The organism is Candidatus Omnitrophota bacterium (genome assembly GCA_014728045.1).
In the GTDB taxonomy this organism is placed as follows: domain Bacteria; phylum Omnitrophota; class Gorgyraeia; order Tantalellales; family Tantalellaceae; genus WJMH01.
Map to the genome: position 1 here is coordinate 43085 of WJMH01000018.1, position 25379 is coordinate 68463.

Here is a 25379-nt window from a genome sequence, read left to right on the forward strand (position 1 = left end):
TTTTCGATCATACCCCTGCACCGGCCCTGTTCTTCTTCTGGATCTTTTCCTTTGCTATCTTGCCCGTCACCACCGCGGCTGTCTGCATATCGCCCAGGAATATCTGTATCTTCCTGATGTTCTCTCTCGTTCTGGGTATCATGACCTTCTCGAATAAGTTGACCCTCTGGGTCGTTATCCTCAACTCTTCACGGACAAGTTCATCCTGTTTTTTCAGAACTTCCATTTTCGCGTTCTCTATCATGACCTTCTTCATGTGCTCTATGCCATAATCAACCCACAGGGGCGTCTTCTCCAGATCATACTCCTTTTCCCTGAAGACGGCTTTCTCGAACACCGGGATATCTATCCCGGCGATATTGCCCTCTGTGGTGACTATGCTCTCGAGTGATATCAGTTCTTCTATCCCGACCTCCTCCGCGAAGACGTCCGCCCACTGGTAGAGCTGCGCCTTGGTATAAGCCCTCTCTTTCTTGATCTGCTCCATCTGGCGGTGGAGTTTCTGAAGCTCCATTTGAAGCTGCTGCTTTTTAAGCATGAGGGTAGGCAGGTACTGGTCGAACCTTTTCAGCGACTCCTTCTGCTTCTTCAGCTCGTTCTTTGTAAGTCTTATCTTGGCCATATCTTTTATTCTGTTTTTTTAGGCCAGAACTTCTTGATGAGTTCTGTCCGGAAATTCGTCTCTTCCGGCTTGAAGCAATCGGCGAGTATCTTCCAGCCGTTATCCAGCGCCTCCTCCAGGGGCACGTTCACCTTAAGGGCCATCATCTGGCTCTCGAAAAGGTCGCCGTACTTGAGCAGCTTCCTGTCCCAGTCGCTCATCCTGAAACCCATTGACCTTTTCTCCTCGGTCTCCTTGTACTTGGCGTAAAGCTGTATCATGTTGTCCATTATGGCCCTGTGGTCCTCCCTGGTGTCCTTGTTGACCTGCTGCTTGAGCCTGCTAAGAGAGCCGAACGGCTCTATCCTTCCGTTGCGGAGGTAAAACTGTCCTTCGGTTATGTACCCGGTATTATCCGGGACCGGGTGGGTTATATCATCACCCGGCATGGTAGTTACCGCCAGCACCGTAAGTGAACCGGCGCCCTCGAAATCGCACGCCTTTTCATAGCGGGAAGCGAGCTGGCTGTAAAGGTCCCCGGGATAACCCCTGTTGGACGGGACCTGTTCCATGGTTATGGCTATCTCCTTCAGTCCGTCGGCGAAATTGGTCATGTCCGTTAAAAGCACCAGGACCTTTTTCCCTTCCAGGGCGAATTTCTCGGCCACCGCCAGGGAAAGGTCCGGGACCATAAGACCCTCAACTATCGGGTCCGCCGCCGTGTGCACGAAGAATATAGTCCTGCTCAAGGCGCCGCCCTCCTCCAGGGTGTTCTTGAAATACATGTACTGGTCGTATTTAAGGCCTATCCCTCCAAGAACGATAATGTCGACTTCCGCCTGGAGCGCGATCCTGGCCAGCACTTCGTTGTATGGCTCGCCCGAGACGCTGAATATTGGAAGTTTCTGGGACTCAACAAGCGAATTAAAAACATCGATCATGGGGATGTTCGTCCTGACCATGTTCTTGGGGATTATCCTCTTAGCGGGATTAACGGCCGGCCCCGCTATCTTTATCATGTTCTCTTCGATGGAAGGCCCGCCATCCCTGGGCTGGCCGCTTCCGTTGAATATCCTTCCCAGCATGTTCTTGGTAAAACCCACTTCCATGGGCCTGCCCAGGAACTTTACCTCATCCCCCGTTGATATCCCCCCGGCACCGGCGAAGACCTGAAGGAAGACCAGATCCCCTTCCAGCTTGATGACCTGTGCAAGCGACATTCCGCGCCAGGTGTTTATCTGCGCGAGTTCTTCATAAGCCACGTCATCCGCCTTCACGGTGACAACGTTGCCGGATATACTGAGTATCTTTGTGCACACCTTCCTCATGAGGCCTCACCTTCCTGTGACCCGCCTTCGGCGGCGGTCCCTTCGGGAACCGGCTTTTTATCTTCTCCGGAAAGGATCCGGTCTATTTCCTCTTCCTGCTTCTTGAACTCGTCCGAGTCCCATTTCTTGTAATTCCAGTCAATGAACCGGTGCCTCAGGTTGTAGAAAAAGTCCCTTGCCTCTTTCTTGTTCTTGAAGGGGAATTCTTTGCCGAGAACTTCCACCACCTTGGCAAAAACGTATTTCTGGCGGTCTTCCTTGGTCGCCGCGTCAACTTCGTCAAACCCGTTCTGCTGCAGATAAACGTTATCAAGGAACTCGCTCTTAAGGTACACGGCAAAGTCCTCCAGGGAAGTGCCCTCCTCGCCTACCACTTTCATCATCTGGCTTACCGCGTTACCCTTTTGCAGGACACTTTTGGCCGTATCGATCTCATCCTGCGGGATAAAGCTCCTGTACTTGCTCCAGCTCTCCAGAGGGTCCACCGAAGGATATTTCCTGGCCTCTGCGCGTTCGCGCGAAAGACCGTGAAAAGCGCCGACCACCTTGAGGGTGCCCTGCGTGACCGGTTCCTCGAAATTACCTCCGGCGGGGCTCACCGTGCCTCCTATAGTAAGGCTGCCAATACTGTCGTCCTGGAGCTTGACGATGCCCGCTCTTTCGTAAAAACTGGCTATGCGCGACTCCAGATACGCCGGATAAGCCTCTTCCCCGGGTATCTCTTCCAGGCGGCCGGATATCTCTCTCATCGCCTGTGCCCATCTCGATGTTGAGTCGGCAAGAAGAAGAACGTTAAGCCCCATCTGGCGGTAATACTCCGCCAGGGTTGCGCCGGTGTAAACCGAGGACTCTCTTGCCGCGACAGGCATGGAGGAAGTGTTACATATGATTATCGTCCTTTCCATAAGGGACCTTCCGGTCCTCGGATCGACCAGCTTGGGAAATTCGCGCAAGGTCTCAACGACCTCTCCCGCCCTTTCCCCGCAGGCGGCTATCAGTACTATGTCAACCTCCGCGTGCCGGCTGGTAATCTGCTGCAGGACGGTCTTGCCGGCACCGAAAGGACCGGGTATGCAGTAAGTGCCTCCCTTGGCCACCGGCACCAGAGTGTCTATTATCCGGATCTTGGTGATAAGAGGCTCTTTCGGTTCGAGTTTTTCCTTGAAAGCCTTTATGGGCATCTTGACCGGCCAGTTAAAGGTCATGGTAAGGTCGATGGATTTGCCTTTATCGTCCTTTATTACGGCTATTTTCTTATCTATCGTGTATTTCCCTTTCGCGGCCACTTCTTCAACGGTATAATCCCCGGAAAGATAGAAGGGTACCATTATCTTGTGCTCAAAGATGCCTTCGGGCACCCAGCCGAGAACACTGCCTGCCTTTACTATCTCACCCTTTTTCGCAAGGGGGGTGAACTCCCATTCCCTGTCGAAGGAAAGAGCGCTGAGCTCGACCCCAACAGGCAGGAAGAAACCGAACTGCTCGGCCAGCTCCGGGAGCGGGTTCTGCAGGCCGTCATATATCTGCGTGAGTATCCCCGGGCCCAGCTGCACCGAAAGCATCTCCCCGGAGAACTCCACCTCGTCCCCCACTTTAATACCCTTGGTATATTCAAAAACCTGCAGGAACGCCTTGTTCCCGGATATCTTAATGACCTCCGATTTCAGCCGCCTGTCCTGGCTCAGCACGTAAGCCACCTCGTTCTGGATGATATTATCCTCGAACTCTACGGTGATCATATTCCCATTGATAGCGACGATCTTACCCGATTGCTTGCTCATAATCTACCTCGCATAATTCGTAAAAATATCTTTCGCCTTTGTCCCTGTCGAAAGAGGCCAGCCTCTGGAGTATCTGAAGCTGGAGATAGTATATTACCAGACTGTTGATATCATAAAAGAACCCGGCGGCCTTCTCCTCCAGAAAGCGCCACCTTAACCTCTCGAACTCCTTTTCCATTAGAAGGGGATTCTCTTGCTCGGTAATGCTCTTAAGAGCGTTTTCGGCACGGAACTGCTCTCCGCTCTTGCGCGCTTTCCTGAAAAGCGCGAGGCTTTTCCTGAGCCGGCGGTCAAAAGAAAGCCATTCCGAGAGCACGGTTCCGCCTCCGGCACTTTCTCCGCCTCCGGAGATGTCCGCACTTTTTACCGTACGCATTTCCTCGTCGCTCAGCCATTTCCGGCATTCTTCCAGGAACGATGCGCTTGAAACAGGCGGCTCGTCTTCGAAGATGAGGTACGGCAACGATGCCACCAGATAGTAATGTTTATTCCGCATTCTCTTCATCCGGGGTCAGGATCTCGGAGATCCTTGGGTTAAGATAGGCCTTGAAGGCTTCGGCGACGGCTTCATCGCTAAAGTCATAATAAGCGCTCCCTCCCTTCTCGCCTATACGGAAACCGTGCTCGACCTTTTCCGACGCCTTTATCACAAGACCCGTTTTCATCCGCTCTTGAAGCTCCTTAAGGAGAACCTGCTCCAGCTCGCGTTTATCCCCCTCACTAAGCAGTACCTCCACGTCGAAATTCCTGTCTTTTGTGATGCTTTCGGCAAGCTTGATCACCATTTTCTTGACGGTATCTGCGTTAAGCTGTTCCGAGACCGATCGCTTCATCACCGCATCGAACAGACTAACAATGCTCTGCCTCAGACCGAGCACCGCGTCGCGCGAAGCCTGCCTGAGGGCCGCCTTGCCGTTATTTAGCAGCTTCTCTGTCTCCTGTTCGGCTTTTTTTATCATGCGCTTTTTATCGTCCTGCGCGGATGTGATTATGGATCCGGCCTTCTGCTCCGCCTGGGCTATAATATCCGCAGCCTTTTTCTCGGCTTCCCCCACGCCTTCTTCCTTGATCTTCTCTATTATGCTTTTAAGTTCCATCTCCATGGGTTTCTCCTTTTGAATGGGCCGTTCTCACGCCTTATTACTTATGGCATGAGTAATATTAATTAAGTCTGGTTCAGCGCTGTGATAATTTATTTTCGGGATCCCGGTTTGACCAGAGGCACACCTTCCTGACAAAGAGGGCATTGGGCCTCTTCAAAAGTGGGAATATCCAATTTTATCAAGCTTTCGCATTTTATTCCACCAAAATCAATCCCGGATGTGCTTCTGTTGACCAGCGAAGCTATCCCCACCGGCTTAATGCTGTCCTGCCCCAGCAGGGAGACGACCTCCTTGACGGATCTGCCGGTGGTGAGAACATCTTCGGCTATAAGCACCTTGTTGCGGGGAGAGACCGAAAAACCCCGGCGTAAAGCCATCTTGCCGTCCTGGCCCCTCTCTGTGAATATCGCTCTTGCCTTCAGGGCCCGGGCAAGCTCGTATGCCAGAACGATGCCCCCCATAGCGGGACCCACTACTACGTCCGGCGCGTCCGGACGGAACTTCATCGCGAGAGTTTCACATAATCTGGCCGCGATAACGGGGTTCTGAAGCACAAGAGCGCACTGCAGGTACGCCCCTGAATGCAGTCCGCTTGATAATTTAAAATGCCCCTGCTGGAAAGCACCGGTCTTTTTGAGCATATCCATTATTTCCATCTGTTGCATGAAAACCTCTTTTCTGGTTTTTAAGAACTCATGTCTTCAATTATCCGCTCCGCCGCGCGGGCCGGATCCTCCGCCTGGATCACGGGCCTGCCCACCACGATGTAATCGGCTCCCTTTTCGAGAGCCTCCTTCGGCGTGACCACTCTTTTCTGGTCACCCGCCTCCGCCCATCCGGGACGCACCCCTGGTGTGACTATCACGAAATCCCTGCCGAACCTTTTCCTTATGGCCTCAGCCTCCCTTGCAGAGGCCACCACGCCATCCATGCCTGCTTCTTTCGCCTTTTCGGCCAGGCTGAGGACCTTCGACTGGACAGATCCGGAAAACCCCAAAGAGGCCATCTCCTGGCTGTCCATGCTGGTAAGCAGGGTAACCCCCAGTAAAAGCGGCTCTTCCTTGCCGGAGGATCTGGCCCCCTCCCTGGCGCCCTCTCTTGCCCGGCGCATCATTTTCGTTCCGCCAAGGCAGTGGAAATTCAGCATGAAAACACCTTTTGTCGCGGCGACATACGCGGCGTTGCTGACCGTATTAGGTATGTCATGGAACTTAAGGTCCAGGAAAACCTTTTTGCCGGCTTCTTCCAGCTTGTCCAGTATGGGAAGGCCGTACCCGGTAAAAGGCGCTATCCCTATCTTGAAAACATCAACAGCCGGTGAAAGCGCCCCTATAAGGCCTTCGGCTTCTTCGATGCTTTTCACGTCAAGCGCGACTATGAGCCTTTCCCGTGCCTGCATTATCCTGCCTTTCCCGTAGTTTTCCCGTAAGATCGGAAGCTCTTGTGATTTCGTGCCTTTGCAGATACATTTCAAACTCGCCGAGCACCCTGATATAAGATGAAGGATCAATTAGGTTACTCGTCCCCAGCTGGACCGCGCTCGCGCCCGCGAGCATGAACTCGGCGACATCGGTACCTGTCATTATCCCGCCTATACCGATAACGGGGATGCGCACCTTTTTGTAAGTGTCCCTGACCGCTTTCAAAGCCAGCGGCTTGATCGCCGGGCCGCTGAGGCCGCCGGTCATATTCCCCAACACGGGTCTCATCGTCTCGGCGTCAACAGACATACCCATGTAAGTATTGACGAGCGCTACCGCGTCCGCGCCGGCTTCCTCGACCGCTTTGGCTATTTCGGTGATGTCGGTCACGTTCGGTGTGAGTTTAGCTATAAGCGGACAGCCTGTTCTCTTTCTGACCGCCTTTATCACGGCGCTGCTCGTTCGGGCGTCCTGCGCGATCAGTGCGTATTTTTCCGTATCATGTCCTATGTTCGGGCATGAAAGGTTAACTTCAAGCGCGTCCGGCTCAAACTCCCCGGAAAGCTCCCCGGCGCAGCCGGCGAATTCATCTTTTTTCTCCCCGGCTATACTGGCGATCACTTTCGAGCCCGTCCCCCTCAGGAAAGGAAGCCTCTTCTTCTTGAAGTCTTCAATACCCTTGTTCTCGAGCCCGATGGAATTGAGCAGTCCCGAAGCGGTCTCAACGGTCCTGGGCGGAGGGTTGCCTTCCCTTTCCCGGAATGTTACCGTCTTGGCAACTATCGCCCCCACTTTGGCAAGGTCCAGAAAATCCGCGAATTCCTCCCCGTAACCGAAGGTCCCTGAGGCAACCCAGAGAGGGTTGTCGAATATCTTATCGCCTATTTTTACCTTTAGATCCGTCATTATTTTTTGCTTTCAGCCTCCCAGTCGATCTCACCCGATATAAAGACAGGACCGTCCTTGCACACCAGCTTGTATCCCGAGCGTGTGCGAACGGCGCATCCCAGGCAGGCTCCTATCCCGCAGGCCATGTAAGCGTCAAGAGAGACCTGGGCGGGAATGCCGCACCCGGCGATCTGCCGTTCAAGCTCGGCCAAAAGGGGCCGGGGTCCGCAGGCGAATATCATCGACCTCGCAGGATCGATATCGCCTTTTTCGATATGTCCCCTGACCGGTTCGGTAACATACCCCTTGTGCCCGCACATTCCATCCTCGGTTGCAATATGCACTTTTATCCCCATCTTTTCCAGTTCCTCCGTGCAGATCACGTGCTCGGATATGCAGGTCCCGAAAAAGACCTCGACCCGGCTTCCTCCTGATAAGAGTTCTTCCGCCAGGGCGAATAGCGGGGCTATCCCGTGCCCGCCCGCCACCAGGACCGCCCTGGTATAATCCCCGCACCGAAAAGCCTCAAGGTCAAAGCCGTTACCCAAAGGCCCCACAAGATCCAGTTCTTCTCCGGAAACCCTCCGGCTTAAAACAGAAGTGGCCGTGCCCACGACCTTGTAGAGAAGATCGATGCCTTTTTTCTTTATCCTGTGCACTCCAAGAGGTATCCTGAGAAGCGGGTCGGTCCCCAGTTCCCTGACCTTGCAGGTGACGAACTGTCCAGGGCGTGAATTTTCCGCGAGAAAAGGCTGCTCCAGTTCCATAGCGAAGTGGTCTGGCGCCACCTGCTTATTGGAGAGTATCCTAGCTTTTACCGTTCTTTTGGTCTTCATCAGATCCCTGTTCCTCTATTCCGTGCTTTTCGAGCCAGCCGGTAACCATATCCCAGTGGCTGCCTTTCCAGAAGATTTTATCACACTCCGGACATTGTTTGAACTGTTTGTGCGTCCGGTATACATATTCGGGAACCCTGCCCTTTACCTTTTCCTTCTCCACCGGTTCAAGAGGACTGTTGCATTCCACGCAGATGCGGAACATATCCTCTTCGCTGAAAGAAAGGCCGAGCGATCCGGTTACCTGTTCGAGCTGGTCCTCCACGTGGTCGTGTTCGATGATCACGTCCTTTATCCCTTTGTATTTTTCAAGGTCCGCCTGCCGGGTGAGGAGGATCCTTTTCTCCCTCAGAGCCCTTATAACCAGACCCGCCACGTCACTATCCCGGTAATAGACGCTGTCGTATCCCAGGATGCGGAGCCATTTGGCAAGCTTGCCCAGTTCTTTCGTAACGATGAACTTTTCTTTGCGCATCTTCGCCTCGGGTTCACGCGGGAACTCCGTCCCTTATCACCACTCTGCCGCCGACGATAACGTCGGTAACGGCCGCTTTCATGGTCTCTCCCACAAAGGGAGAGTTGCGTGAAAGGGACCTTATCCTTTCGGTTGTATACACCCACTCCGCCTCAGGGTCTATGATCGTTATATCCGCCGGGGAACCTTCGGTCAAAGTACCTCTTTGGTATTTGAGGATCTTCGCGGGGTTCGCCGCAAGCTTACCGATAAGCCCCTCCCAGTCAAGGTATCCCTCGTTCACCAGGTTCATGACAGAAAGGGATAACGCTGTTTCCAGCCCGATCATCCCGAACGGCGCATAATCGTATTCCCTCTCTTTTTCGTTATCCAGATGCGGTGCATGATCGGTCGCTATGACATCTATGGTGCCGTCCTTCAAAGCTTTCTTGATCGCGCTTACGTCATCGGCCGAACGCAGCGGCGGGTTGACTTTGGTGTTCGCGTCAAACCCTCTTACATCTTCCTCGGTGAGAGAGAAGTGATGAGGGGTGACCTCCGATGTGACCTTAACCCCTCTTTTTTTCGCCTGCCTTATGGCCTCAACGCTTTCTTTCGCGGATACATGCGCGATGTGCAGCCTTGCCCCGGCAAGCTCCGCCAGGCGTATATCCCTCTCTACCATCGTCGTCTCGGCTTCGGCGGGTATGGGTTTCATCCCCAATACCGTCGAGCAGTAACCTTCGTTCATGACCCCTCCGGCGGCCAGAGCTTTGTCCTCGCAGTGGGAAATAACCAGAAGATCCACCATGGCGGCGTATTCAAGAGCTCTTCTCATAAGTTCAGCGTCCCTTACCGAATCCCCGTCATCAGATACCGCAAGGCAGCCGGCTTTTTTCAGCTCGGCCATCTCGGTAAGTTCCTCTCCCCTGCGCCCCTTGGTGATCGTGCCTACTGGAAGAAGATTGGAAAGCTTCGCCTCCCTCGCCTTATCAAGAAGGAATCTTACATTCGCCTCACCATCACAGGCAGGCTCGGTATTCGGCATGGCGCAGACGGAAGTGAACCCGCCACTTGCCGCGGCCAGAAGACCCGTCTCGATCGTTTCCTTATCTTCCCGGCCAGGCTCTCTTAAATGCGTATGCATATCTATGAGTCCCGGTACCACTAGACGCCCTTTAGCATCAATGATGGTGGAGGGCTTTTCCTTTATTTCGGAGGATATTTTAACTACAATCCCATCTTTTACCAAAATACTGGTCTTTTTCTTTATTCCGCCTGCCGGGTCAATCATCTTTCCGTTCTTTATTAAAATCTTCATCTTTTCTCCATTTAAGTCGTATTTTTAATGCTTTTTAGGGTTTATGTTGTCAGTTTTGCCATTATATCAAAATACTACTCCACTTCCTCGCCCTTTATTTGGCTTAGCAGGAAAAGCACGGCCATGCGCACCGCGACACCGTTGGTAACCTGTGAAAGAATGACGGAATGTTCGCTGTCGGCGACATCCTGACTCAGCTCAACTCCCCTGTTAATCGGACCGGGGTGCATGATAAGAAGTTCCTTCCGGGCGTATTTGGCAAGCACCTGCCTCGTTATCCCGTAGTTCTGTATATACTCCCTTATGCTGGGGAAAAGACCCTTCGTCTGTCTTTCCAGCTGTATGCGCAGCACGTTTATAACATCCGCCTTCTCAAGGGCTTCCCTCAGGTCGTAGGTCACCTTAACACCCATTTTCTCGATCTGGACCGGCATGAAGGTCTTCGGACCGCACACGGTTACCCTCGCGCCCAGCTTCGTAAGGGCCCAGATATTACTTCTTGCCACGCGCGAATGTGATATATCCCCTATTATGCTTACGTTGAGGCCTTTTATTCTTCCAAGCTCTTCCTGGATCGTGAATCCGTCAAGAAGGGCCTGCGTGGGGTGTTCGTGCGCACCGTCACCTGCATTGATCACCGAGGCGTTCACGCATTTTGACAGAAAGTGCGGGGCCCCGGGGCAGCTGTGGCGCATGACGATCATGTCAATGTTCATCGCCTCTATGTTCTTGGCCGTGTCTTTAAGCGTCTCTCCTTTGAGAAAACTGGAGGATGAAGCCGTGACGTTAAGGGTATCCGCGCTCAGCCTTTTCGCGGCCAGCTCGAACGACGACCTGGTCCTGGTGGACGGTTCGCAGAAAAGGTTCACTATGGTCCGTCCCCTCAGGGTCGGAACCTTTGGGATGGGCCGCTTTATGACCTCCTTGAACCCTTTTGCCTGATCAAGGATAAGGGAGATCTCCTGCGGGGAAAGATCCTCTATCCCCAAGAGGTTTTTCTTCGTCCATTGTATCTGTGTTCTCTTTTTCATCGGATCCTGCCCTCGTCTATTTGCTTTCTTCCTCCATGACGACCACTTCTTCCTCTTCGTCTACCTCCCTGACCCTGACCTCAACGCTCTCCCGGGTGGTAGTAGGTATGTTCTTACCCACGAAATCCGGCCTTATGGGAAGCTCCCTGTGTCCCCTGTCGATCAGCACCGCCAGCTGTATGTTGGCCGGTCGTCCGAAATCCACCAGTTCCGACAAGGCGCATCTAACGGTCCTTCCGGTGAAAAGCACGTCATCGACAAGTATTATCTTCTTGGCGGTGATATCGAAGTCTATCTCCGTGGCCCGCAGGACGGGCTGCTCGGCCACCTCCGTAAGGTCATCCCTGTAAAGGGTTATATCCAGCGCACCCACCGGGACCTCTTCTCCGGCGATCTCTTTCAGGTTGGCCGCTATCCGTTCGGCAAGATACGCTCCCCGCGAGCGGATGCCTATTACCACCAGGCTTTCCACCCCCTGGTTCTTTTCGAGGATCTCGTGAGAAAGCCTCTGGAGGGCCTTTTTTATCCCCCCTTTGTCCAGCACGGTCGCTTTTTTCTTAAGATTCATCTCTTCCTGCTAACGTTTATGTTTCTCATTACGAAGGCAAAAAAATAGCCTCCCTGTCGGCTCGACAAGCAGGCTTATATATATTTTTCCCATTTTCTCTCCTTTTCCGGCCTCGCGGGACCGCTTTAAAAGGTCTATCATCTTTAATGATAGTACTACTTTAGGTGGGAATTGTCAAGTTTTTTCACCCCGTAAAAAAGCGCGTGCCCCTTAAGGGCACACGCTTTACAAAAGATCCCCTTTAAGAGACCGCTCCCCTATGAAAGCATTATATTGAGCAGCCTTTCCAAATCCTCGTTCGAGAAATACTGTATCTCTATCCTTCCCCTTTTCTTTCCCTGGTGTATCCTGACCTTGGTCCCGAGCTTATGCTGGAGTTTTTCCTCTATGCTGGCTTTCTCCGGGTCCACAGGCTGCTTTGACCTCGCAGGGGTCTGTCCGATCCTCCTGGCAAGCTGTTCGGCCTCCCTTACGGACATACCTTTGCGGATAATATTCTTGGCCAGCTTGCTTCTAATCTTTTCGCTGACCACCGAAAGCAGAACCTTGGCATGCCCCGTGGATAAACGTCCCTGCTCAAGGTATCCCTTGATCTCTGGCGAAAGCCCCAAGAGCCTTATGCTGTTGGATATGGTGGTCTTGTCCTTTCCCATCATCTGTCCGACCTTCTCGAGGGTATGTTCGAACTTGTCAATAAGCTCCTGGTAGGCCTGGGCTTCTTCTACGGGATTGAGCTCCTCTCTCTGGATATTCTCAATAAGCGAGATCTCAAGACTGCTGGCATCATCTATATCATTGCGTATGATCGCAGGTATCTCCTGCTCTCCCAACTCCTGCGCGGCCCTGAAGCGCCTCTCCCCGGCTATGATCTCGTACCCGGAACCGGAAGGCCTGACCAGTATGGGCTGAATGAGCCCTTTTTCCTGGATCGAACTGGTCAGCTCCTCCATCTTCTTCTGACCAAAGCGTTTCCTGGGCTGGAACGGATTAGGAACTATCTCCGATAGTTTTAATTTTTCTACCTTTTGTTTCGGCTTACTGGCGTCTTCCGATATCAGCGCATCCAGCCCTTTACCCAGTCTCTTCTCCATGATTTTCCTCCGTATTAGTTATAACCCCTTCTTTTCCAACAGCTTCTGCTTCCAGCGACAATCCGAGTATCTCTCTGGCAACATCTGAATATTTCTTTGCCCCTATTGAATTCTCGGCATATAATGCTATGGGTTTTCCGAACCCCGGGGCTTCGGTCAGTTTAACCGTTCTCGGTATGACCGTCCGGTAAACTTTTTCTTTAAAGTGCTCCTTAACCTCGTTTATCACTTCCTTGGTAAGGTTAGTCCGGTAATCCGCAAGCGTCATTAGAACACCCTGTATCTCCAGGTCCTCATTCAAATTCTCTTTTATGAGGCTCAGTGTCTGCATAAGCTGTCCAAGCCCTTCAAGCGCATAATATTCGCACTGTATCGGGATAATCACGGAGTTTGCCGCGGTCAAACCGTTTATGGTAAGCAGTCCCAGCGATGGCGGACAATCGAATATCACATAATCAAATTCGTCCTGCATTTCTTCAAGGGCTTTTTTCAAACGATACTCGCGTCCCATGACATTAACCAGTTCGACTTCAGCACCGGTCAAACTGATATTGGACGGGATTATCTTCAGATTTGCTATATCTGTCTCCAGAAGAGCTTCGCGAATATTGATATGTTCATGCAACACATTGTATATGCTGTGTTCAATCGTGGCTTTTTCGATACCGACGCCGCTGGTCGCGTTCGCCTGAGGGTCGAGATCGATAAGCAATGTTTTTTGGTCGTTCAGCGCCAGGTAAGCAGCTATGTTGATCGCCGAGGTTGTTTTTGCAACTCCGCCTTTCTGGTTACAAAAAGCGATTTTTTTCATGTTGACGCCTTCCGGGTTGATGGTTGGCAGGTTTTTGGAATTTAGAAAAATATAACATACGAACAATAAAATGTCAAGTCGATCGCCCGGGAAACAAGGCGTAGTTCTGGTACCATATCAGCATATCGCTGTAAGGCTTGTAGAACAAAGGGCAGGGCGGGTCGGAAATTTTTTTTATTCGAAAAACTTTTTAATGTTTCCACGTGGAAACTCTCGCTGGTCATCAAAGAAAAATGTTTCCACGTGGAAACCTGGATACCGTAAACGGAAGAGGGGGCCCAACAAATTGTGGTGCTTCTGAATTATCCCCAAAGTTATTAAAGGTTTTAAGCCTTGTAACTGTGATAAAGTAAAGCATTTAAGGGGCTATTCACAAGTTATCAACATTTTGCTCGATGCGTATATCTTGTGCCCTGGAGATGCTTTTGGTGGGTGGGGTTATTCGGTATCTTTCAGTGTTACGCGCACCTTCGCCGGTTCGGCGCCTTCCATGCCGAAAAGCCCCCTGTGTTCTTCCTTGAGGACCTTGATCTCAACCTGCTGTTTATTGGCATGCAGCATTTTTAGCGCTTTTTTTATTGCTTCTTCTCTGGTGACTGCTTCGACCTCTATGGTCCGCATTTGTTCTCCGTTGTGCGGCATGTCTTCACCTCAATCCCCGGCAAGGCGTTTGCCGATAATAGTCTGTTCGGTCGACATCAGTATCGTATTGGTAAGCCAGTACAACACAAGCCCGGAGGGCATCTTATAGAATAAGAACCCGAATAAAAGAGGCATCATCAGCATCATTATCTTCTGCTGGCTTGCCTGTTCATCGGTCATGGCCCCGGCCGAAACACTTTGTGATAGCTTTTGCTGCACGACCATCATACCGACCATGAGTAAAGGCAGCACGTTTATGCTTGAGCCCAGTACCGGAAGAGAAAAGGGCAGGGGAACCGCATCCGGTTTTGCCAGGTCCTTTATCCAGAGAAAATCCGACCCCTTAAGTTCAATGAACCTCATAAGCCCCTGATATAACGCAATGAATATGGGCATTTGCAGGAGAAGAGGCAGGCAGCCTCCCAGAGGATTAACGTTGTATTTCTTATAAAGCTCCATCATTTCCTTGTTCAGTTTCTGGGGGTTGTCCTTATGAAGCTCTTTCAATTTCTGCATATGCGGCTGTATCTTTTTCATCTGCTGCATTGAAGCGAAACTCTTGAAGGTGAGGGGAAAGAGCAGGAAATTTATCAAGATCGTAAGACAGATTATCGCAAGGCCCCAATTATGCGTCCAGTTATGGAAAAATGCCAATATGGACAGAAGCACCTTGCTCAGGGCGCCGAAGAACCCGAAGTCCACCAGCTCTTCCAGGCTGTACCCTATGGCGGCGAGCTTTTTTTCGTCAAGAGTCCCGGCGTAGAGAAAGAATTCATCTTCTTTTGCCGTTCCGGGAGCCAGTTCCTGGCTCTGCATGCGCAGACCCGTCAGGAGATTCTTGCCGGCCACTTTCTGCATGAAAGCGGTCTTGGGAGCGGTGAAGGGCTTAAGGGCTACCGCGAAATACCTGTTCTTCAGGCCTATCCACGATATATTTCCCATTCTTTCCTCGATCTGCTTGACGGATTTTTCGCGCCAGAGCTTACCGTCGATCATCGCATTGGCCTCCAGGAACCTGCGGCCCATGATATTGTCCGCCTTTATAAGATCTGCCGGCCCGATAATGCTATAGGAAAAATTGATGCTCCTGTCGGCAATGTTCCTGACCGACACCATAAGATCTATGCGGTTGGTTCCCTGCGGGAAAACATACCTTTTAGTCAGTTCGATCCAGCCCGGTTCGGTGTATGTATATTCTACATAATTGTCGCCGCGGCTCATTTCGTACTTTTTCGCCTCCAACCCAGCAATAATACTGCTTTCCAGCGCGAAGGGCCTTTGTGAAAGCACTTCTTCCTCGAACAGGGTATCTTCACCCTTTATGGTCACCAGCACCAGTTTTTTCATGCTTCCGCCGATATCCGAAAAGACCGCCCTGTAGTTCTCCGTGTAAACTTCGGTGAGCTTCTCTTCCAGCGCCTTCTGTTCTTTGGAGGAAGAAGTGCGTGGGGCAGCCGGGCCGGTTTCGGTCTGTGTCCCTGCGGTCCCACTGGGTGCGTACTCCGGCTGTACCTGTGGCTTGTTCTTGTTTCCCAGGAACTGGAACCCCAGTAAAATCATCAGTGAAAGCGCGATCGCAACGATCATTCTTTTTTCCATCAACTTACTCCTTTAAAACTGGTTAGAACTTTTCTCGGAGACCGGATCGAACCCGCCTCTAGAGAACGGATTACATCTCAGCAGCCGCCAGACCGACATCGCCGAACCTTTAATGGTGCCGTGCTTGCGGATGGCTTCGATGGCATAATCCGAGCAGGTTGGATAAAATCTGCAACTCCTTATAAACAAAGGACTTATAACTTTTTTGTAGGCTCTTATGAATGCTATCAGGGCTTGTTTCATCTGGTTACCGCATCTTCCGGACGATCTGATCCAAGCTGTGCCGTATCTGTTCCGACAAAGACCTTTTGCCTAAACTGTCAACTTTTGACGCCACCCGCACAATGATCCTGGCGCCTTTTATCCAGCCGGGCTGTTCCCCGCGGAAATACGAATAGATAATCCTTCTCAGGTAATTGCGGGTAACGGCTTTCGGGGCCACCTTCTTGGAAACGATTATCCCTATCTCCGGGAGCCCCCGCATGCGGATTCTTTCCACATAAGCGAGCAGTGGTCCGGCTCCGTACTTTTCGCCGTTCTCGAGGACCTCGGCGAAATCCTTCGGTCTAAGAATATGCTTTATCTTCACGCGGACAGTACTTTGTGCCCCTTGCTGCGTTTCCTGTTCAAAATGGTCCTGCCGGACTTGGTGCTGCTTCTCTTACGGAACCCGTGTTTTCTTTTGCGTTTCAGATTTGATTTTGTCTTTAGATTCTTTTTCACGGAATTACTCCTTGAAATTGGATATAAATCATATTTAATGGATTAGTGATTATAACACACAAAAGAGCTAAGTCAAGGGTTAATCCGATATCCCTGCGCGGCAGGCTATTCTCTTTACTGAAGGACGATCTTTACGTGGCTTGGCACTAAAAATTTCCTTGCATTGTATGTTTCGAGTGGTTATAATAGTTCCCAATATGATTTAACGGCTAGATTCCTTATACCCACGGCCTGTGGATAACTTGTTGATATCCCGTTTCTTTCCCGTGGAAAACATCCGGGTCCTGTTGATAAAAATTAGCCGCTCTTCAAGTATCTTATTATGGAAAACGTCTGGGAAAAAGCATTAAACATCCTCCGTTCAGAGGTGAACGAGCAGGTTTTCAGCACGTGGTTCTCTTCAATAAAAGAAATCCCTTCTGAAGACGATTCTCTCACTCTCGCCGTCCCGAACAAATTCTTCGAGAACTGGGTGCGCGAAAAATATATAAGCCTTATATCGATGGCCGTCCAGCAGGCTTCGGGAAGGAGCAGGCGGATCTCGTTCAAGGTCGTGGAGCCGGCGCCTCAGGAAAAAGAAAAACCAAAACAGCCCCAGACCGAGAAACGCGTGGCTGGGGCGGAGCCCCAGAAAGACACGCGCGGAGAAAGCTGGCTCAAGTCCGTCTTTGCCGGGGGGCGCGCGACCCCCGAAAGCCGCTACAAGCAGATAGGGCTTAACCCGAATTATACTTTCGAGAATTTCGTGGTGGGAGAGAACAACCGTTTCGCTCACGCCGCGGCACTGGCCATCTGCGAAAAACTTTCAAGGATGTACAATCCCTTCTTTCTCTACGGAGGTGTCGGCCTGGGGAAGACCCATCTTATGCAGGCCATGGGACAGGAGATACTCCAGAAAAACCCGAAAGCACAGGTGCTCTACATATCGAGTGAAGAGTTCACCAACCAACTGATAAAAGCCATCCGTACAAGAACCACCGATAAATTCCGCAACATGTACAGGAATGTTGATGTCCTTCTCGTAGACGACATACATTTCATCGCCGGGAAGGAATCGACACAGGAGGAGTTCTTCCACACATTCAACGCGCTCCACGACGCGCATAAACAGATAGTAATCTCCAGTGACCGCACGCCGCAGGACATACCGACGCTGGAGGAGCGGCTTGTCTCGCGTTTCGCCTGGGGGCTTATCGCGGATATACAGCCTCCGGATTTTGAAACGCGCATGGCGATACTCGGGAAAAAAAGCGAGAATGAAGCGGTGGGCGTCCCGGACGAGGTCCTGGTCTTTTTGGCAGAGAACATAAAGACGAATATCCGCGAAATGGAGGGCGCTCTTATCCGGGTCGTCGCTTCCTCGAAACTGACCGGGCAAGAGATGTCGGTGGACCTGGCCAAGAACGTGCTTCGCGGGATGATCTCCACCGAGGCCAAGAAGATAACCATCGACCTCATTCAGAAGGTCGTAGCCGAGTATTTCAATATCAAGATGTCGGACATGAAGACGAAAAAAAGGACTAGGGCCATAGCTTATCCGAGACAGCTGGCCATGTATCTTTCAAGGTCTCTTACCGATTATTCGCTTCCTGATATCGGCGGTTTTTTCGGGGGCAGGGACCACACGACCGTGCTTCATGCCTGCGATAAGATCGGCAAAGAGCTGGTTAACAACGAAAGCACACGGTCGGTCATAAACGAACTGACCGTACAGATAAAAAGATAGGTTGTTGGTTTCTTTGACAAACTGTGGATAACTTTTATAAGGCTTGTACATTTTTTCCACTGTGCCGGGGAACGGTTATACACAGGTTATTATTAATTTAAGGTTTTTAATTTAAGTAAGTTAGAAAGATATCCACAAAGTAACAACCTCTTTTATTACTTATACTGATACTACTGCATTTTAAAAAACTATTAGTAAAGAAGAACATAAGAGCAGTGAACAACTCAAGATCTTAGGGGGAGGAAAAATGGAACTAGTGGTTTCAAAAAGCGACCTGATGGAAGGCATACAGACTGTACAGAACGCTGTATCACAAAAAAGCAGCCTTCCTATTTTAAGTAATGTTCTGCTGGAAGCGGAAAAGAGCGGTCTTAAGCTTACCGCTACGGACCTTGATATAGGTATATGTTCAACTATACCTGCCGAGGTCGTTCAGGAGGGGTCCATAACGGTCCCGGCTAGGAAATTCTTCGACATAATAAAGGCACTTCCTGAGGAGAACGATATAGAACTTAACATGAAAAAGAATAATTTCGTCACGATAAAAAGCGGAAAGGCTCTTTTCAAGATAATAGGTCTACCGAAGGAGGAGTTCCCGCAGCTTCCGATGTTCAAGGACAAGGATTCTATAACGATAAACCAGAGCGATTTCAAGGAAATGCTCAACCTGACGGATTTCGCGATAAGCAGGGACGACACCAGGTACGTGCTTAACGGGGTTTTGCTCCTCGTCAAAGGGGATGACATCAAGGTGGTCGCGACCGACGGGAGGCGTCTTGCTGTAGTTGAGAAGAAACTCGAGAAAAAGACCCTTGTCGACAGGGAAGCCATCATACCGACGAAGACGGTGCAGGAAGCGAAGAGGATGCTTCAGGATGAAGGGGAGGTCCAGATCAAGTTCAGCGATAATCAGGTGCTTTTCTCTTTTTCGACAAGTTTTATTCTTTCCAGGCTCATCGAAGGGGAATACCCCAACTATTCCAAGGTGATCCCGGGCAAATCCTCTAAAGAGATAACCGTATCCAGGGAAGATTTTCTTTCCGCGACAAGAAGAGCGAGCATATTCACAGACCAGGACTCGATGGCCATCAAGCTCAACATCAAGAAAAAGAGGATGACCATATCCAAGAACACGCCTTATCTAGGAGAGGCGAAAGAGGAACTTGAGGTAGATTACTCGGGAGGGGACGATCTTGAAATAGGGTTCAACCCGAAATACCTGATAGACGTCCTTAAAAGCCTGGCAGACCACCAGATAGTCTTCGAGGTGAGCGACGCGTCAAAGCCCGGCGTGATAAGGCGCGGGAAGGAATATACCTACGTCGTCCTCCCGATGCAGCTTACGGCATGATGAGAAAAAAAGACCCCGGACACGTAAAAGGCATCATAGAGGGCCTTATTACAAAATGGGAGAAGGGCGCGGTAAAACGCGCTAACGCCGTCTCCAGAGCCTGGGCGGGATCGGTCGAGGAAGAAACAAAGGAACACGCCAGGCCGGTGAGCTTTAAAAATGGTATACTTATGGTCATAGTGGAGGATTCCACATGGCTTTACAAGCTTACGCTCGAGAAGAGAAAGATACTTAAGAGGTTCAACGAGAATTATACCGGAAGAAAAAAGGCCAAAGACATCAGGTTCCGGGTCGGGACTCTCGACACATAAGAAAGGATCAAAATGGCAAAGACAAAAGCCGCAGGGGAAAAAGCAATGGACAAGAAAAAATATGACGCGACGACCATACAGGTCATGGAGGGCCTTGACGCGGTAAGGAAAAGGCCTGCGATGTATATCGGTGACACCAGTAAAAGAGGTCTTCACCATATGGTCTACGAGGTCGTGGATAACTCAATCGACGAGGTCATGGGTGGGTTCTGCGACAAGATAGACGTCGTGATCCACGCCGATGAGAGCATCACCATCAAGGATAACGGCCGGGGTATACCCGTCGATATGCACGAGAAGATGAAAAAACCTGCGGTGGAGGTCGTCATGACGACACTGCACGCCGGAGGGAAGTTCGATCACCGCGTGTACAAGGTCTCAGGCGGTCTGCACGGGGTGGGGGTGAGCGTCGTTAACGGTCTTTCCGAATGGATGGAGGTCGAGGTCAAGCGTGACGGGAAGATACACCACCAGGAATACCAGAAGGGCAAGACCAAGAGCAAGCTCAAGACCCTCGGCAAGACCAAGACGACCGGGACGAGCATAACGTTCAAGCCGGACGAGGAGATCTTCAAGGAGATCTCGGTATTCAGCTATGATATTCTCTCCGCGCGTCTGAGGGAACTCGCCTTTCTGAACAAGGGGGTTAAGATAACCCTTGAGGACGAGAGGAGCGACAAGACCTCGGAATTCTTCTACAAGGGCGGGATTATTTCCTTCGTCGAACACATGAACAAGAACAAGAACTCCATACACAGGAAGATAATATATTTCGAGAAGGAGAAAGATAACGTGGTCCTTGAGGTCGCGATGCAATATAACGAGGGGTATGCCGAGAACATATACAGCTTCGTCAACAACATAAACACCACAGAAGGAGGAACGCATCTGACCGGGTTCAAGTCCGCCCTGACAAGAACGCTCAAGAACTACGGCAGGGCGAAAAGCGCCCTCAAACACAGCACGATGTCGGGAGATGACACCAGGGAGGGGCTTACAGCCGTCATCAACGTGAAGATACCCGATCCACAGTTCGAGGGCCAGACGAAGACCAAACTGGGCAATTCCGAGGTGGAAGGTATAGTGGAGGCGGCGGTCAACGACCTTTTGGGCACTTATCTTGACGAGAACCCCTCGATAGCGAACGCTATAGTCAAAAAGGCCATCAATGCCGCAAGGGCAAGGGAAGCGGCCAAGAAAGCACGCGATCTTACCAGGCGCAAGGGAGCCCTTGAAAGCGGCTCTCTCCCCGGCAAGCTCGCAGATTGTTCCGAAAGGGACGCCGCACTCACCGAACTCTATATCGTCGAGGGGGATTCAGCCGGAGGTTCGGCGAAACAGGGGCGGGACAGGCGATATCAGGCGATACTTCCGCTCAAGGGAAAGATACTCAACGTGGAAAAAGCCAGGATAAACCAGGTCCTTAACAACAATGAGATAAAAACGGTGATAACCGCTCTGGGGGCCGGCATAGGCGATGAATTCGATGTCGAGAAGATACGTTACGGCAAGATAATCCTAATGTGTGACGCCGATGTCGACGGGTCCCACATAAGGACGCTGCTTTTGACCTTTTTCTACCGCCAGATGAAAGACTTGGTGGAGAAGGAACACATATATATCGCGCAGCCGCCGCTTTACAGGGTCAAAAGGGGGAAAAAAGAGGAATACATAAACACCGAAAAAGAGATGAAGCAGTTTTTGATAGACCAGGGGACCGAAGGAATGCAGATAGAAGTAATCTCCGGCAAATCCCCCCTCACCACGAATAAGCTCCAGGAGCTGCTGGGCTTTCTCATCAGGCTGGAAAAGCTCGCGGCGGGCATAGAGCGCCGTGGAGTAAAACTCAGCGAATATGTCAAACTGAGGCAGAAGAAGACCAATAAACTCCCGGTTTACAGGGTAAAAGTGGAGGGAGAATACATATATTTGTACAGTGACGATGAACTGGCGGAGCTTAGGGCCAAATCTGGCTCGGAAAAAGAGCTGGAGATGAACGGCGAGGAAAAGTCCGACCAGGAAGAACAGGCCGAGACCATAGCAGTACAGGAGTTCTACGAGGCCAGGGAGATAGAGAAGATAAGCAAGGAAATCGCCAAGTTCGGTCTGGATATAGCCGATTATGCCAGGGAGACTCCTCCGGAGAAGGAGACTTATCTGGAGGAGAAAGGCAAAAAGAAGAAAAAGTCAAAGGAAGAGACGCCTCTATTCATAATTGACGGGGAAGAAGAGGTCTTCTCTCTCAAGGGGCTTCTCAGGCACGTCCTCAGCGTAGGAGAAAAGGGCATGACCATCCAGAGGTACAAAGGTCTCGGTGAGATGAACCCCGAGCAGCTCTGGGAGACCACCATGGACCCGGAAAGAAGGACGCTCCAGCAGGTGACCATAGAGGATGCCGTCGAAGCGGACGAGATGTTCACGGTGCTTATGGGTGACAGCGTGGAATCACGCAGACACTTCATCATCGAACACGCCAAGGACGTCAAGAACCTGGACGTATAAAAGTAATTCAAATAACAAGAAGAACAGGAGAAGGAATGTACACGAGAAACGAAAAGATCATCCCGGTCCACATTGAAGAGGAGATGAAGGATTCGTACATAAACTACGCGATGAGCGTCATCATCGGCAGGGCCCTTCCTGACGTGCGCGACGGGCTTAAGCCCGTGCACAGGCGCATACTGTACGCCATGAAGGACATGGGGATAACCTACAACCGGTCCTATAAAAAAAGCGCAAGAATAGTCGGTGAGGTCCTGGGTAAATACCACCCGCACGGGGACTCCGCCGTTTACGACGCGCTGGTGCGCATGGTGCAGGAATTCTCGCTTAGATATCCTCTTGTGAACGGCCAGGGGAACTTCGGGTCAATTGACGGTGACAGCCCCGCAGCGATGAGGTACACCGAAGCGCGCCTGCAGCAGATAACCGAGTGGATACTCCGGGACATAGAAAAAGAGACGGTCGACTGGCGCCCGAATTTCGACGGGTCGCTGAACGAACCGGAGGTCCTGCCTTCGGTTTTGCCGAACCTTCTTTTGAACGGGTCAAGTGGTATAGCCGTGGGGATGGCGACCAATATCCCCCCGCATAACCTTACGGAGATAGCCGACGCCATAATACATCTGATAGACAACCCCGCGTGCACTATAGATGACCTGGTAAAGATAGTTCACGGTCCGGATTTCCCCACGGGGGCGCTTATCTGCGGGAGGGACAGCATACTCAAGGCCTATCGCACCGGCAGGGGCTCGCTTACCCTTCACGCCAAGGCGCACGTCGAGCAGAAAAAAGGAGGCAAGGACAGCATAGTCGTAACCGAGATACCCTACCAGGTCAACAAGACCCGGCTCATAACTTCCATCGCCAGCCTCGTCAAGAACAAGAAGGTCGACGGGATAACCGACATACGCGATGAGTCCGACAGGGACGGGATGAGGATAGTGATAGACCTCAGGCGCGGTCAGAACTCCGAAGTGGTGATGAACCAGCTCTACAAGCACACCCAGATGAGGGATACTTTCGGGGTGATAATGCTGGCGATAGTCGACGGGCAGCCGCAGATACTCAACCTCAAGCAGATGCTTGAAGAGTTCGTCAAGCACCGCAGGGAGGTTATCATAAAACGCACCAAGTTCGACCTGGCAAAGGCCGAGGAGAGAGCGCACATACTGGAAGGGCTGAAAATAGCCATAAATAACCTGGATGAGGTGATTAAGCTCATCAAAAAATCCAAGAACCCCGAGACGGCCAAGACAGGGCTGATGAAAAAATTCAAGCTTTCCGAGAGGCAGGCCCTTGCGATACTCGCCATGCGCCTTCAGCAGCTGACGAACCTTGAGACCGAAAAGTTACAGAACGAGTATAAGGAACTGCTCAAGCTGATAGAGAAGCTCAAGGGGATTCTCGAGAGCGAGAAGAAGATAATGGGCATCGTCAAGGACGAGACGATGGAGATCAGGGAAAAGTTCGGCGATTCCAGAAGAACAGAGATCACCGCAGCCGCCGAGGACATAGAGATAGAGGATCTTATCGCGGAGGAGGACATGGTGATAACCCTGAGCCACGCCGGCTACATCAAAAGGTACCCGGTGAGCGCCTACAAGAAACAGCGGCGCGGCGGCAAGGGCGTAACCGGCGCGGAGACCAAGGAAGAGGATTTCGTCGAACACCTTTTCGTGGCATCCACCCACGATTACATGCTGATATTCACCAGTGAAGGGAAGCTGCACTGGCTCAAGGTGCACGAGATCCCCCAGGCAGGCAGAAGGACAAAAGGCAGGCCAATAGTTAACGTGCTGGGGATATCAAGTGAAGAGCAGATAACCTCGGTTGTCCCGGTTCGCGAATTCACCGAAGGCACTTATGTGGTGATGGCGACCGAGCAGGGCAAGATAAAGAAAACCGCCCTTGACGCTTTCAGTAACCCCCGCAAAGGCGGGATCATAGCTATAAAGCTGGGCAAGGGGGATAAGCTGATAGGCTCGATCCTTTCCAGCGGGCAGGATGAGATCTGCCTGGCGACGAGGCAGGGCAAGGCCATACGGTTCAGCGAAAAAGACATACGCCCCATGGGCAGGAGCGCGCAGGGGGTTAAAGGAATTTCCCTCAAGAAAAAGGACAAAGTCGTGGGCATGGACAGGGTCGACCTTGAGGGGACCCTTCTTACGGTGACCGAGAAGGGCTTCGGCAAGAGGACAGATTTTCAGGAATACCGCGTCCAGTCCCGCGGCGGAAGCGGCATAATAAATCTGAAGATCGTCGATAAGAACGGCCCCGTTGTCAATACCAAGAGCGTCAGGGAGGGTGACGAGATAATGCTGATCTCAAAGCAGGGCATGGTCGTCAGGGTAGCCGTCGACGGTATAAGTCAGATAGGCAGGGCCACGCAGGGAGTGAGGGTCATCAACCTCAAGTCCAGCGACAGGCTCACCTCGGTGGCCAGGGTCGTCGCCGAGGAGGAGGAAGACGCGATCGCCGAGGAATAGCGAAAAAGAAAAAACTATTGCAAAGCGGACTTGTATTTTGTAGAATAGTGCCTCTGTGAATTTTGCTTTTTTAAAAAGAGTGAGTATAATAATCAACAGAAGCGGAATTGAGTGTCCCCATCGTCTAGCCTGGTCTAGGACACCAGATTTTCATTCTGGCGACAGGGGTTCGAATCCCCTTGGGGATGCCAATTTAAAAGGAGAAAAGCCTTCCCTCTCCGCTTAGGGAGGGAGGCTTTCTCCTTTTTTCGTTTTTAAAGGATATCATGGACATAGAACAACTTTGGGAAAAGGCCCAGGAAAAGACCGAAGTGATAAGAGGAAGGGCGAAGGGTCTTCTTACCTTCGAGCAGACCAGGGTGCCGTATATTTTCCTCGCCGAATCTGCCGTTAACCCGGGCAGCACCGTGGTCAGACAGGGCGAGATCCTCGTCGAAAAACCCATGATTGTGCTGCCGGAGAACCTGCCGCAGTTCGAGGGGTTCGATTTCGAGGAAGACCTTGACGTTGATATGGACGCGGTGCAGATGTTCTTCTTCATGCGCGGGCTCAGACTGCCCTCCCTTAAATACAACAATACCCTCCAGGAGCTTGACCTGGAAGAAGCCTCTCTCTCGAAGACCATCGAGAGTTATAAAAAGAAGCTGGAGAAGCAAGAGAACGTGAAGACCGCGCTTATCGTGGGGCCGGAGGATTGCTGGCAGTTCTCCGTGCTGCTTTATATGGGCGCACTCATAGGCCGTTGCGCGAAAGCGGATATCATCAACCTTATGGACAGGCTTAACAGGGACGACTGATCCGCCTT

At 51.4% G+C, this 25379-nt stretch carries 26 protein-coding genes and 1 tRNA gene; 7 read left to right on the forward strand and 20 right to left on the reverse strand.

What is annotated here, in order from left to right; translation table 11 throughout:
- Nucleotides 1–7: 7 nt before the first annotated feature.
- The 20 genes from GF409_06810 to rpmH all read right to left on the reverse strand — a co-directional run bounded on the left by GF409_06810 (nt 8) and on the right by rpmH (nt 16198).
- Entirely contained in the window at nt 8–622 is a 615-nt protein-coding gene (locus GF409_06810) for a V-type ATP synthase subunit D (GenBank protein MBD3426923.1), read from the reverse strand.
- A 5-nt stretch (nt 623–627) separates the two neighbouring features.
- Nucleotides 628–1929, reverse strand: a complete 1302-nt coding sequence (locus tag GF409_06815; GenBank protein ID MBD3426924.1) for a V-type ATP synthase subunit B — start codon at nt 1927–1929, stop codon at nt 628–630.
- Nucleotides 1926–3710 (reverse strand): V-type ATP synthase subunit A, encoded by a 1785-nt coding sequence (locus GF409_06820; GenBank protein ID MBD3426925.1) that lies wholly within the window; start codon nt 3708–3710, stop codon nt 1926–1928. The genes GF409_06815 and GF409_06820 overlap by 4 nt, the downstream gene beginning before the upstream one ends.
- On the reverse strand, nt 3691–4215 hold the full coding sequence (locus GF409_06825; GenBank protein MBD3426926.1) for a DUF2764 family protein: 525 nt from the start codon (nt 4213–4215) through the stop codon (nt 3691–3693). Before GF409_06825 ends, GF409_06820 begins: the two co-directional genes overlap by 20 nt.
- Entirely contained in the window at nt 4196–4813 is a 618-nt protein-coding gene (locus GF409_06830) for a V-type ATP synthase subunit E (protein MBD3426927.1), read from the reverse strand. The genes GF409_06825 and GF409_06830 overlap by 20 nt, the downstream gene beginning before the upstream one ends.
- Before the next feature lie 89 nt (nt 4814–4902).
- A complete protein-coding gene (locus GF409_06835) occupies nt 4903–5478 on the reverse strand; it encodes an orotate phosphoribosyltransferase (GenBank protein MBD3426928.1) in 576 nt (191 codons plus the stop codon).
- Between the two features lie 20 nt (nt 5479–5498).
- The gene (pyrF, locus tag GF409_06840; protein ID MBD3426929.1) at nt 5499–6212 is read right to left on the reverse strand and encodes an orotidine-5'-phosphate decarboxylase; all 714 of its coding nucleotides are present in this window, start codon (nt 6210–6212) and stop codon (nt 5499–5501) included.
- The gene (locus GF409_06845) at nt 6178–7140 is read right to left on the reverse strand and encodes a dihydroorotate dehydrogenase (GenBank protein ID MBD3426930.1); all 963 of its coding nucleotides are present in this window, start codon (nt 7138–7140) and stop codon (nt 6178–6180) included. Before GF409_06845 ends, pyrF begins: the two co-directional genes overlap by 35 nt.
- Nucleotides 7140–7958, reverse strand: coding sequence for a dihydroorotate dehydrogenase electron transfer subunit (locus tag GF409_06850; GenBank protein ID MBD3426931.1), 819 nt, complete (start codon nt 7956–7958; stop codon nt 7140–7142). The genes GF409_06845 and GF409_06850 overlap by 1 nt, the downstream gene beginning before the upstream one ends.
- Nucleotides 7930–8433: a hypothetical protein gene (locus tag GF409_06855; protein ID MBD3426932.1), complete on the reverse strand. Its 504-nt coding sequence runs from the start codon at nt 8431–8433 to the stop codon at nt 7930–7932. The genes GF409_06850 and GF409_06855 overlap by 29 nt, the downstream gene beginning before the upstream one ends.
- A 13-nt stretch (nt 8434–8446) precedes the next feature.
- A complete protein-coding gene (locus GF409_06860) occupies nt 8447–9733 on the reverse strand; it encodes an amidohydrolase family protein (protein ID MBD3426933.1) in 1287 nt (428 codons plus the stop codon).
- 74 nt (nt 9734–9807) lie between these two features.
- On the reverse strand, nt 9808–10764 hold the full coding sequence (locus GF409_06865; GenBank protein ID MBD3426934.1) for an aspartate carbamoyltransferase catalytic subunit: 957 nt from the start codon (nt 10762–10764) through the stop codon (nt 9808–9810).
- Between the two features lie 16 nt (nt 10765–10780).
- Entirely contained in the window at nt 10781–11332 is a 552-nt protein-coding gene (gene pyrR, locus GF409_06870; GenBank protein ID MBD3426935.1) for a bifunctional pyr operon transcriptional regulator/uracil phosphoribosyltransferase PyrR, read from the reverse strand.
- 257 nt (nt 11333–11589) lie between these two features.
- The gene (locus GF409_06875) at nt 11590–12423 is read right to left on the reverse strand and encodes a ParB/RepB/Spo0J family partition protein (GenBank protein MBD3426936.1); all 834 of its coding nucleotides are present in this window, start codon (nt 12421–12423) and stop codon (nt 11590–11592) included.
- Nucleotides 12404–13234 (reverse strand): AAA family ATPase, encoded by an 831-nt coding sequence (locus tag GF409_06880; GenBank protein ID MBD3426937.1) that lies wholly within the window; start codon nt 13232–13234, stop codon nt 12404–12406. Before GF409_06880 ends, GF409_06875 begins: the two co-directional genes overlap by 20 nt.
- Nucleotides 13235–13672: 438 nt before the next feature.
- Nucleotides 13673–13876 (reverse strand): hypothetical protein, encoded by a 204-nt coding sequence (locus GF409_06885; GenBank protein ID MBD3426938.1) that lies wholly within the window; start codon nt 13874–13876, stop codon nt 13673–13675.
- Between the two features lie 9 nt (nt 13877–13885).
- A complete protein-coding gene (gene yidC, locus GF409_06890) occupies nt 13886–15475 on the reverse strand; it encodes a membrane protein insertase YidC (GenBank protein ID MBD3426939.1) in 1590 nt (529 codons plus the stop codon).
- A gap of 12 nt (nt 15476–15487) precedes the next feature.
- The gene (yidD, locus tag GF409_06895) at nt 15488–15718 is read right to left on the reverse strand and encodes a membrane protein insertion efficiency factor YidD (GenBank protein MBD3426940.1); all 231 of its coding nucleotides are present in this window, start codon (nt 15716–15718) and stop codon (nt 15488–15490) included.
- Between the two features lie 4 nt (nt 15719–15722).
- Nucleotides 15723–16064: a ribonuclease P protein component gene (gene rnpA, locus GF409_06900; protein MBD3426941.1), complete on the reverse strand. Its 342-nt coding sequence runs from the start codon at nt 16062–16064 to the stop codon at nt 15723–15725.
- Nucleotides 16061–16198 carry a 50S ribosomal protein L34 gene (rpmH, locus tag GF409_06905; protein ID MBD3426942.1) on the reverse strand — a complete coding sequence of 46 codons (138 nt, stop codon included), beginning with the start codon at nt 16196–16198 and terminating at the stop codon, nt 16061–16063. The genes rnpA and rpmH overlap by 4 nt, the downstream gene beginning before the upstream one ends.
- 322 nt (nt 16199–16520) lie before the next feature.
- Here rpmH and dnaA point away from each other — a divergent pair, with 322 nt between their 5' ends.
- From dnaA to GF409_06940, 7 genes are all read left to right on the forward strand, one after another.
- A complete protein-coding gene (gene dnaA, locus GF409_06910) occupies nt 16521–17924 on the forward strand; it encodes a chromosomal replication initiator protein DnaA (GenBank protein ID MBD3426943.1) in 1404 nt (467 codons plus the stop codon).
- Between the two features lie 247 nt (nt 17925–18171).
- Nucleotides 18172–19275: a DNA polymerase III subunit beta gene (dnaN, locus tag GF409_06915; protein MBD3426944.1), complete on the forward strand. Its 1104-nt coding sequence runs from the start codon at nt 18172–18174 to the stop codon at nt 19273–19275.
- A complete protein-coding gene (locus tag GF409_06920) occupies nt 19272–19586 on the forward strand; it encodes a DUF721 domain-containing protein (protein MBD3426945.1) in 315 nt (104 codons plus the stop codon). The genes dnaN and GF409_06920 overlap by 4 nt, the downstream gene beginning before the upstream one ends.
- A 45-nt stretch (nt 19587–19631) precedes the next feature.
- Nucleotides 19632–22088: a DNA topoisomerase (ATP-hydrolyzing) subunit B gene (gene gyrB / locus GF409_06925; GenBank protein MBD3426946.1), complete on the forward strand. Its 2457-nt coding sequence runs from the start codon at nt 19632–19634 to the stop codon at nt 22086–22088.
- A gap of 35 nt (nt 22089–22123) precedes the next feature.
- Nucleotides 22124–24574, forward strand: coding sequence for a DNA gyrase subunit A (gene gyrA, locus GF409_06930; GenBank protein MBD3426947.1), 2451 nt, complete (start codon nt 22124–22126; stop codon nt 24572–24574).
- A gap of 113 nt (nt 24575–24687) precedes the next feature.
- Nucleotides 24688–24765: transfer RNA gene (locus GF409_06935), tRNA-Glu, on the forward strand.
- Between the two features lie 75 nt (nt 24766–24840).
- Entirely contained in the window at nt 24841–25371 is a 531-nt protein-coding gene (locus GF409_06940) for a hypothetical protein (protein ID MBD3426948.1), read from the forward strand.
- Nucleotides 25372–25379: the final 8 nt, after the last annotated feature.

Coding starts and splice junctions, on each gene's coding strand:
- GF409_06865 (MBD3426934.1), bottom strand. CDS start 10,764: ATGAAAAAGAGAACACAGATACAATGGACGAAGAAAAACCTCTTGGGG.
- pyrR (MBD3426935.1), bottom strand. CDS start 11,332: ATGAATCTTAAGAAAAAAGCGACCGTGCTGGACAAAGGGGGGATAAAA.
- GF409_06850 (MBD3426931.1), bottom strand. CDS start 7,958: ATGAAGACCAAAAGAACGGTAAAAGCTAGGATACTCTCCAATAAGCAG.
- yidC (MBD3426939.1), bottom strand. CDS start 15,475: ATGGAAAAAAGAATGATCGTTGCGATCGCGCTTTCACTGATGATTTTA.
- GF409_06940 (MBD3426948.1), top strand. CDS start 24,841: ATGGACATAGAACAACTTTGGGAAAAGGCCCAGGAAAAGACCGAAGTG.
- GF409_06860 (MBD3426933.1), bottom strand. CDS start 9,733: ATGAAGATTTTAATAAAGAACGGAAAGATGATTGACCCGGCAGGCGGA.
- GF409_06810 (MBD3426923.1), bottom strand. CDS start 622: ATGGCCAAGATAAGACTTACAAAGAACGAGCTGAAGAAGCAGAAGGAG.
- GF409_06820 (MBD3426925.1), bottom strand. CDS start 3,710: ATGAGCAAGCAATCGGGTAAGATCGTCGCTATCAATGGGAATATGATC.
- GF409_06815 (MBD3426924.1), bottom strand. CDS start 1,929: ATGAGGAAGGTGTGCACAAAGATACTCAGTATATCCGGCAACGTTGTC.
- GF409_06825 (MBD3426926.1), bottom strand. CDS start 4,215: ATGAAGAGAATGCGGAATAAACATTACTATCTGGTGGCATCGTTGCCG.
- pyrF (MBD3426929.1), bottom strand. CDS start 6,212: ATGCAGGCACGGGAAAGGCTCATAGTCGCGCTTGACGTGAAAAGCATC.
- GF409_06880 (MBD3426937.1), bottom strand. CDS start 13,234: ATGAAAAAAATCGCTTTTTGTAACCAGAAAGGCGGAGTTGCAAAAACA.
- gyrA (MBD3426947.1), top strand. CDS start 22,124: ATGTACACGAGAAACGAAAAGATCATCCCGGTCCACATTGAAGAGGAG.
- GF409_06875 (MBD3426936.1), bottom strand. CDS start 12,423: ATGGAGAAGAGACTGGGTAAAGGGCTGGATGCGCTGATATCGGAAGAC.
- GF409_06885 (MBD3426938.1), bottom strand. CDS start 13,876: ATGCCGCACAACGGAGAACAAATGCGGACCATAGAGGTCGAAGCAGTC.
- yidD (MBD3426940.1), bottom strand. CDS start 15,718: ATGAAACAAGCCCTGATAGCATTCATAAGAGCCTACAAAAAAGTTATA.
- GF409_06830 (MBD3426927.1), bottom strand. CDS start 4,813: ATGGAGATGGAACTTAAAAGCATAATAGAGAAGATCAAGGAAGAAGGC.
- GF409_06920 (MBD3426945.1), top strand. CDS start 19,272: ATGATGAGAAAAAAAGACCCCGGACACGTAAAAGGCATCATAGAGGGC.
- GF409_06835 (MBD3426928.1), bottom strand. CDS start 5,478: ATGCAACAGATGGAAATAATGGATATGCTCAAAAAGACCGGTGCTTTC.
- dnaN (MBD3426944.1), top strand. CDS start 18,172: ATGGAACTAGTGGTTTCAAAAAGCGACCTGATGGAAGGCATACAGACT.
- GF409_06855 (MBD3426932.1), bottom strand. CDS start 8,433: ATGCGCAAAGAAAAGTTCATCGTTACGAAAGAACTGGGCAAGCTTGCC.
- GF409_06845 (MBD3426930.1), bottom strand. CDS start 7,140: ATGACGGATCTAAAGGTAAAAATAGGCGATAAGATATTCGACAACCCT.
- dnaA (MBD3426943.1), top strand. CDS start 16,521: ATGGAAAACGTCTGGGAAAAAGCATTAAACATCCTCCGTTCAGAGGTG.
- gyrB (MBD3426946.1), top strand. CDS start 19,632: ATGGACAAGAAAAAATATGACGCGACGACCATACAGGTCATGGAGGGC.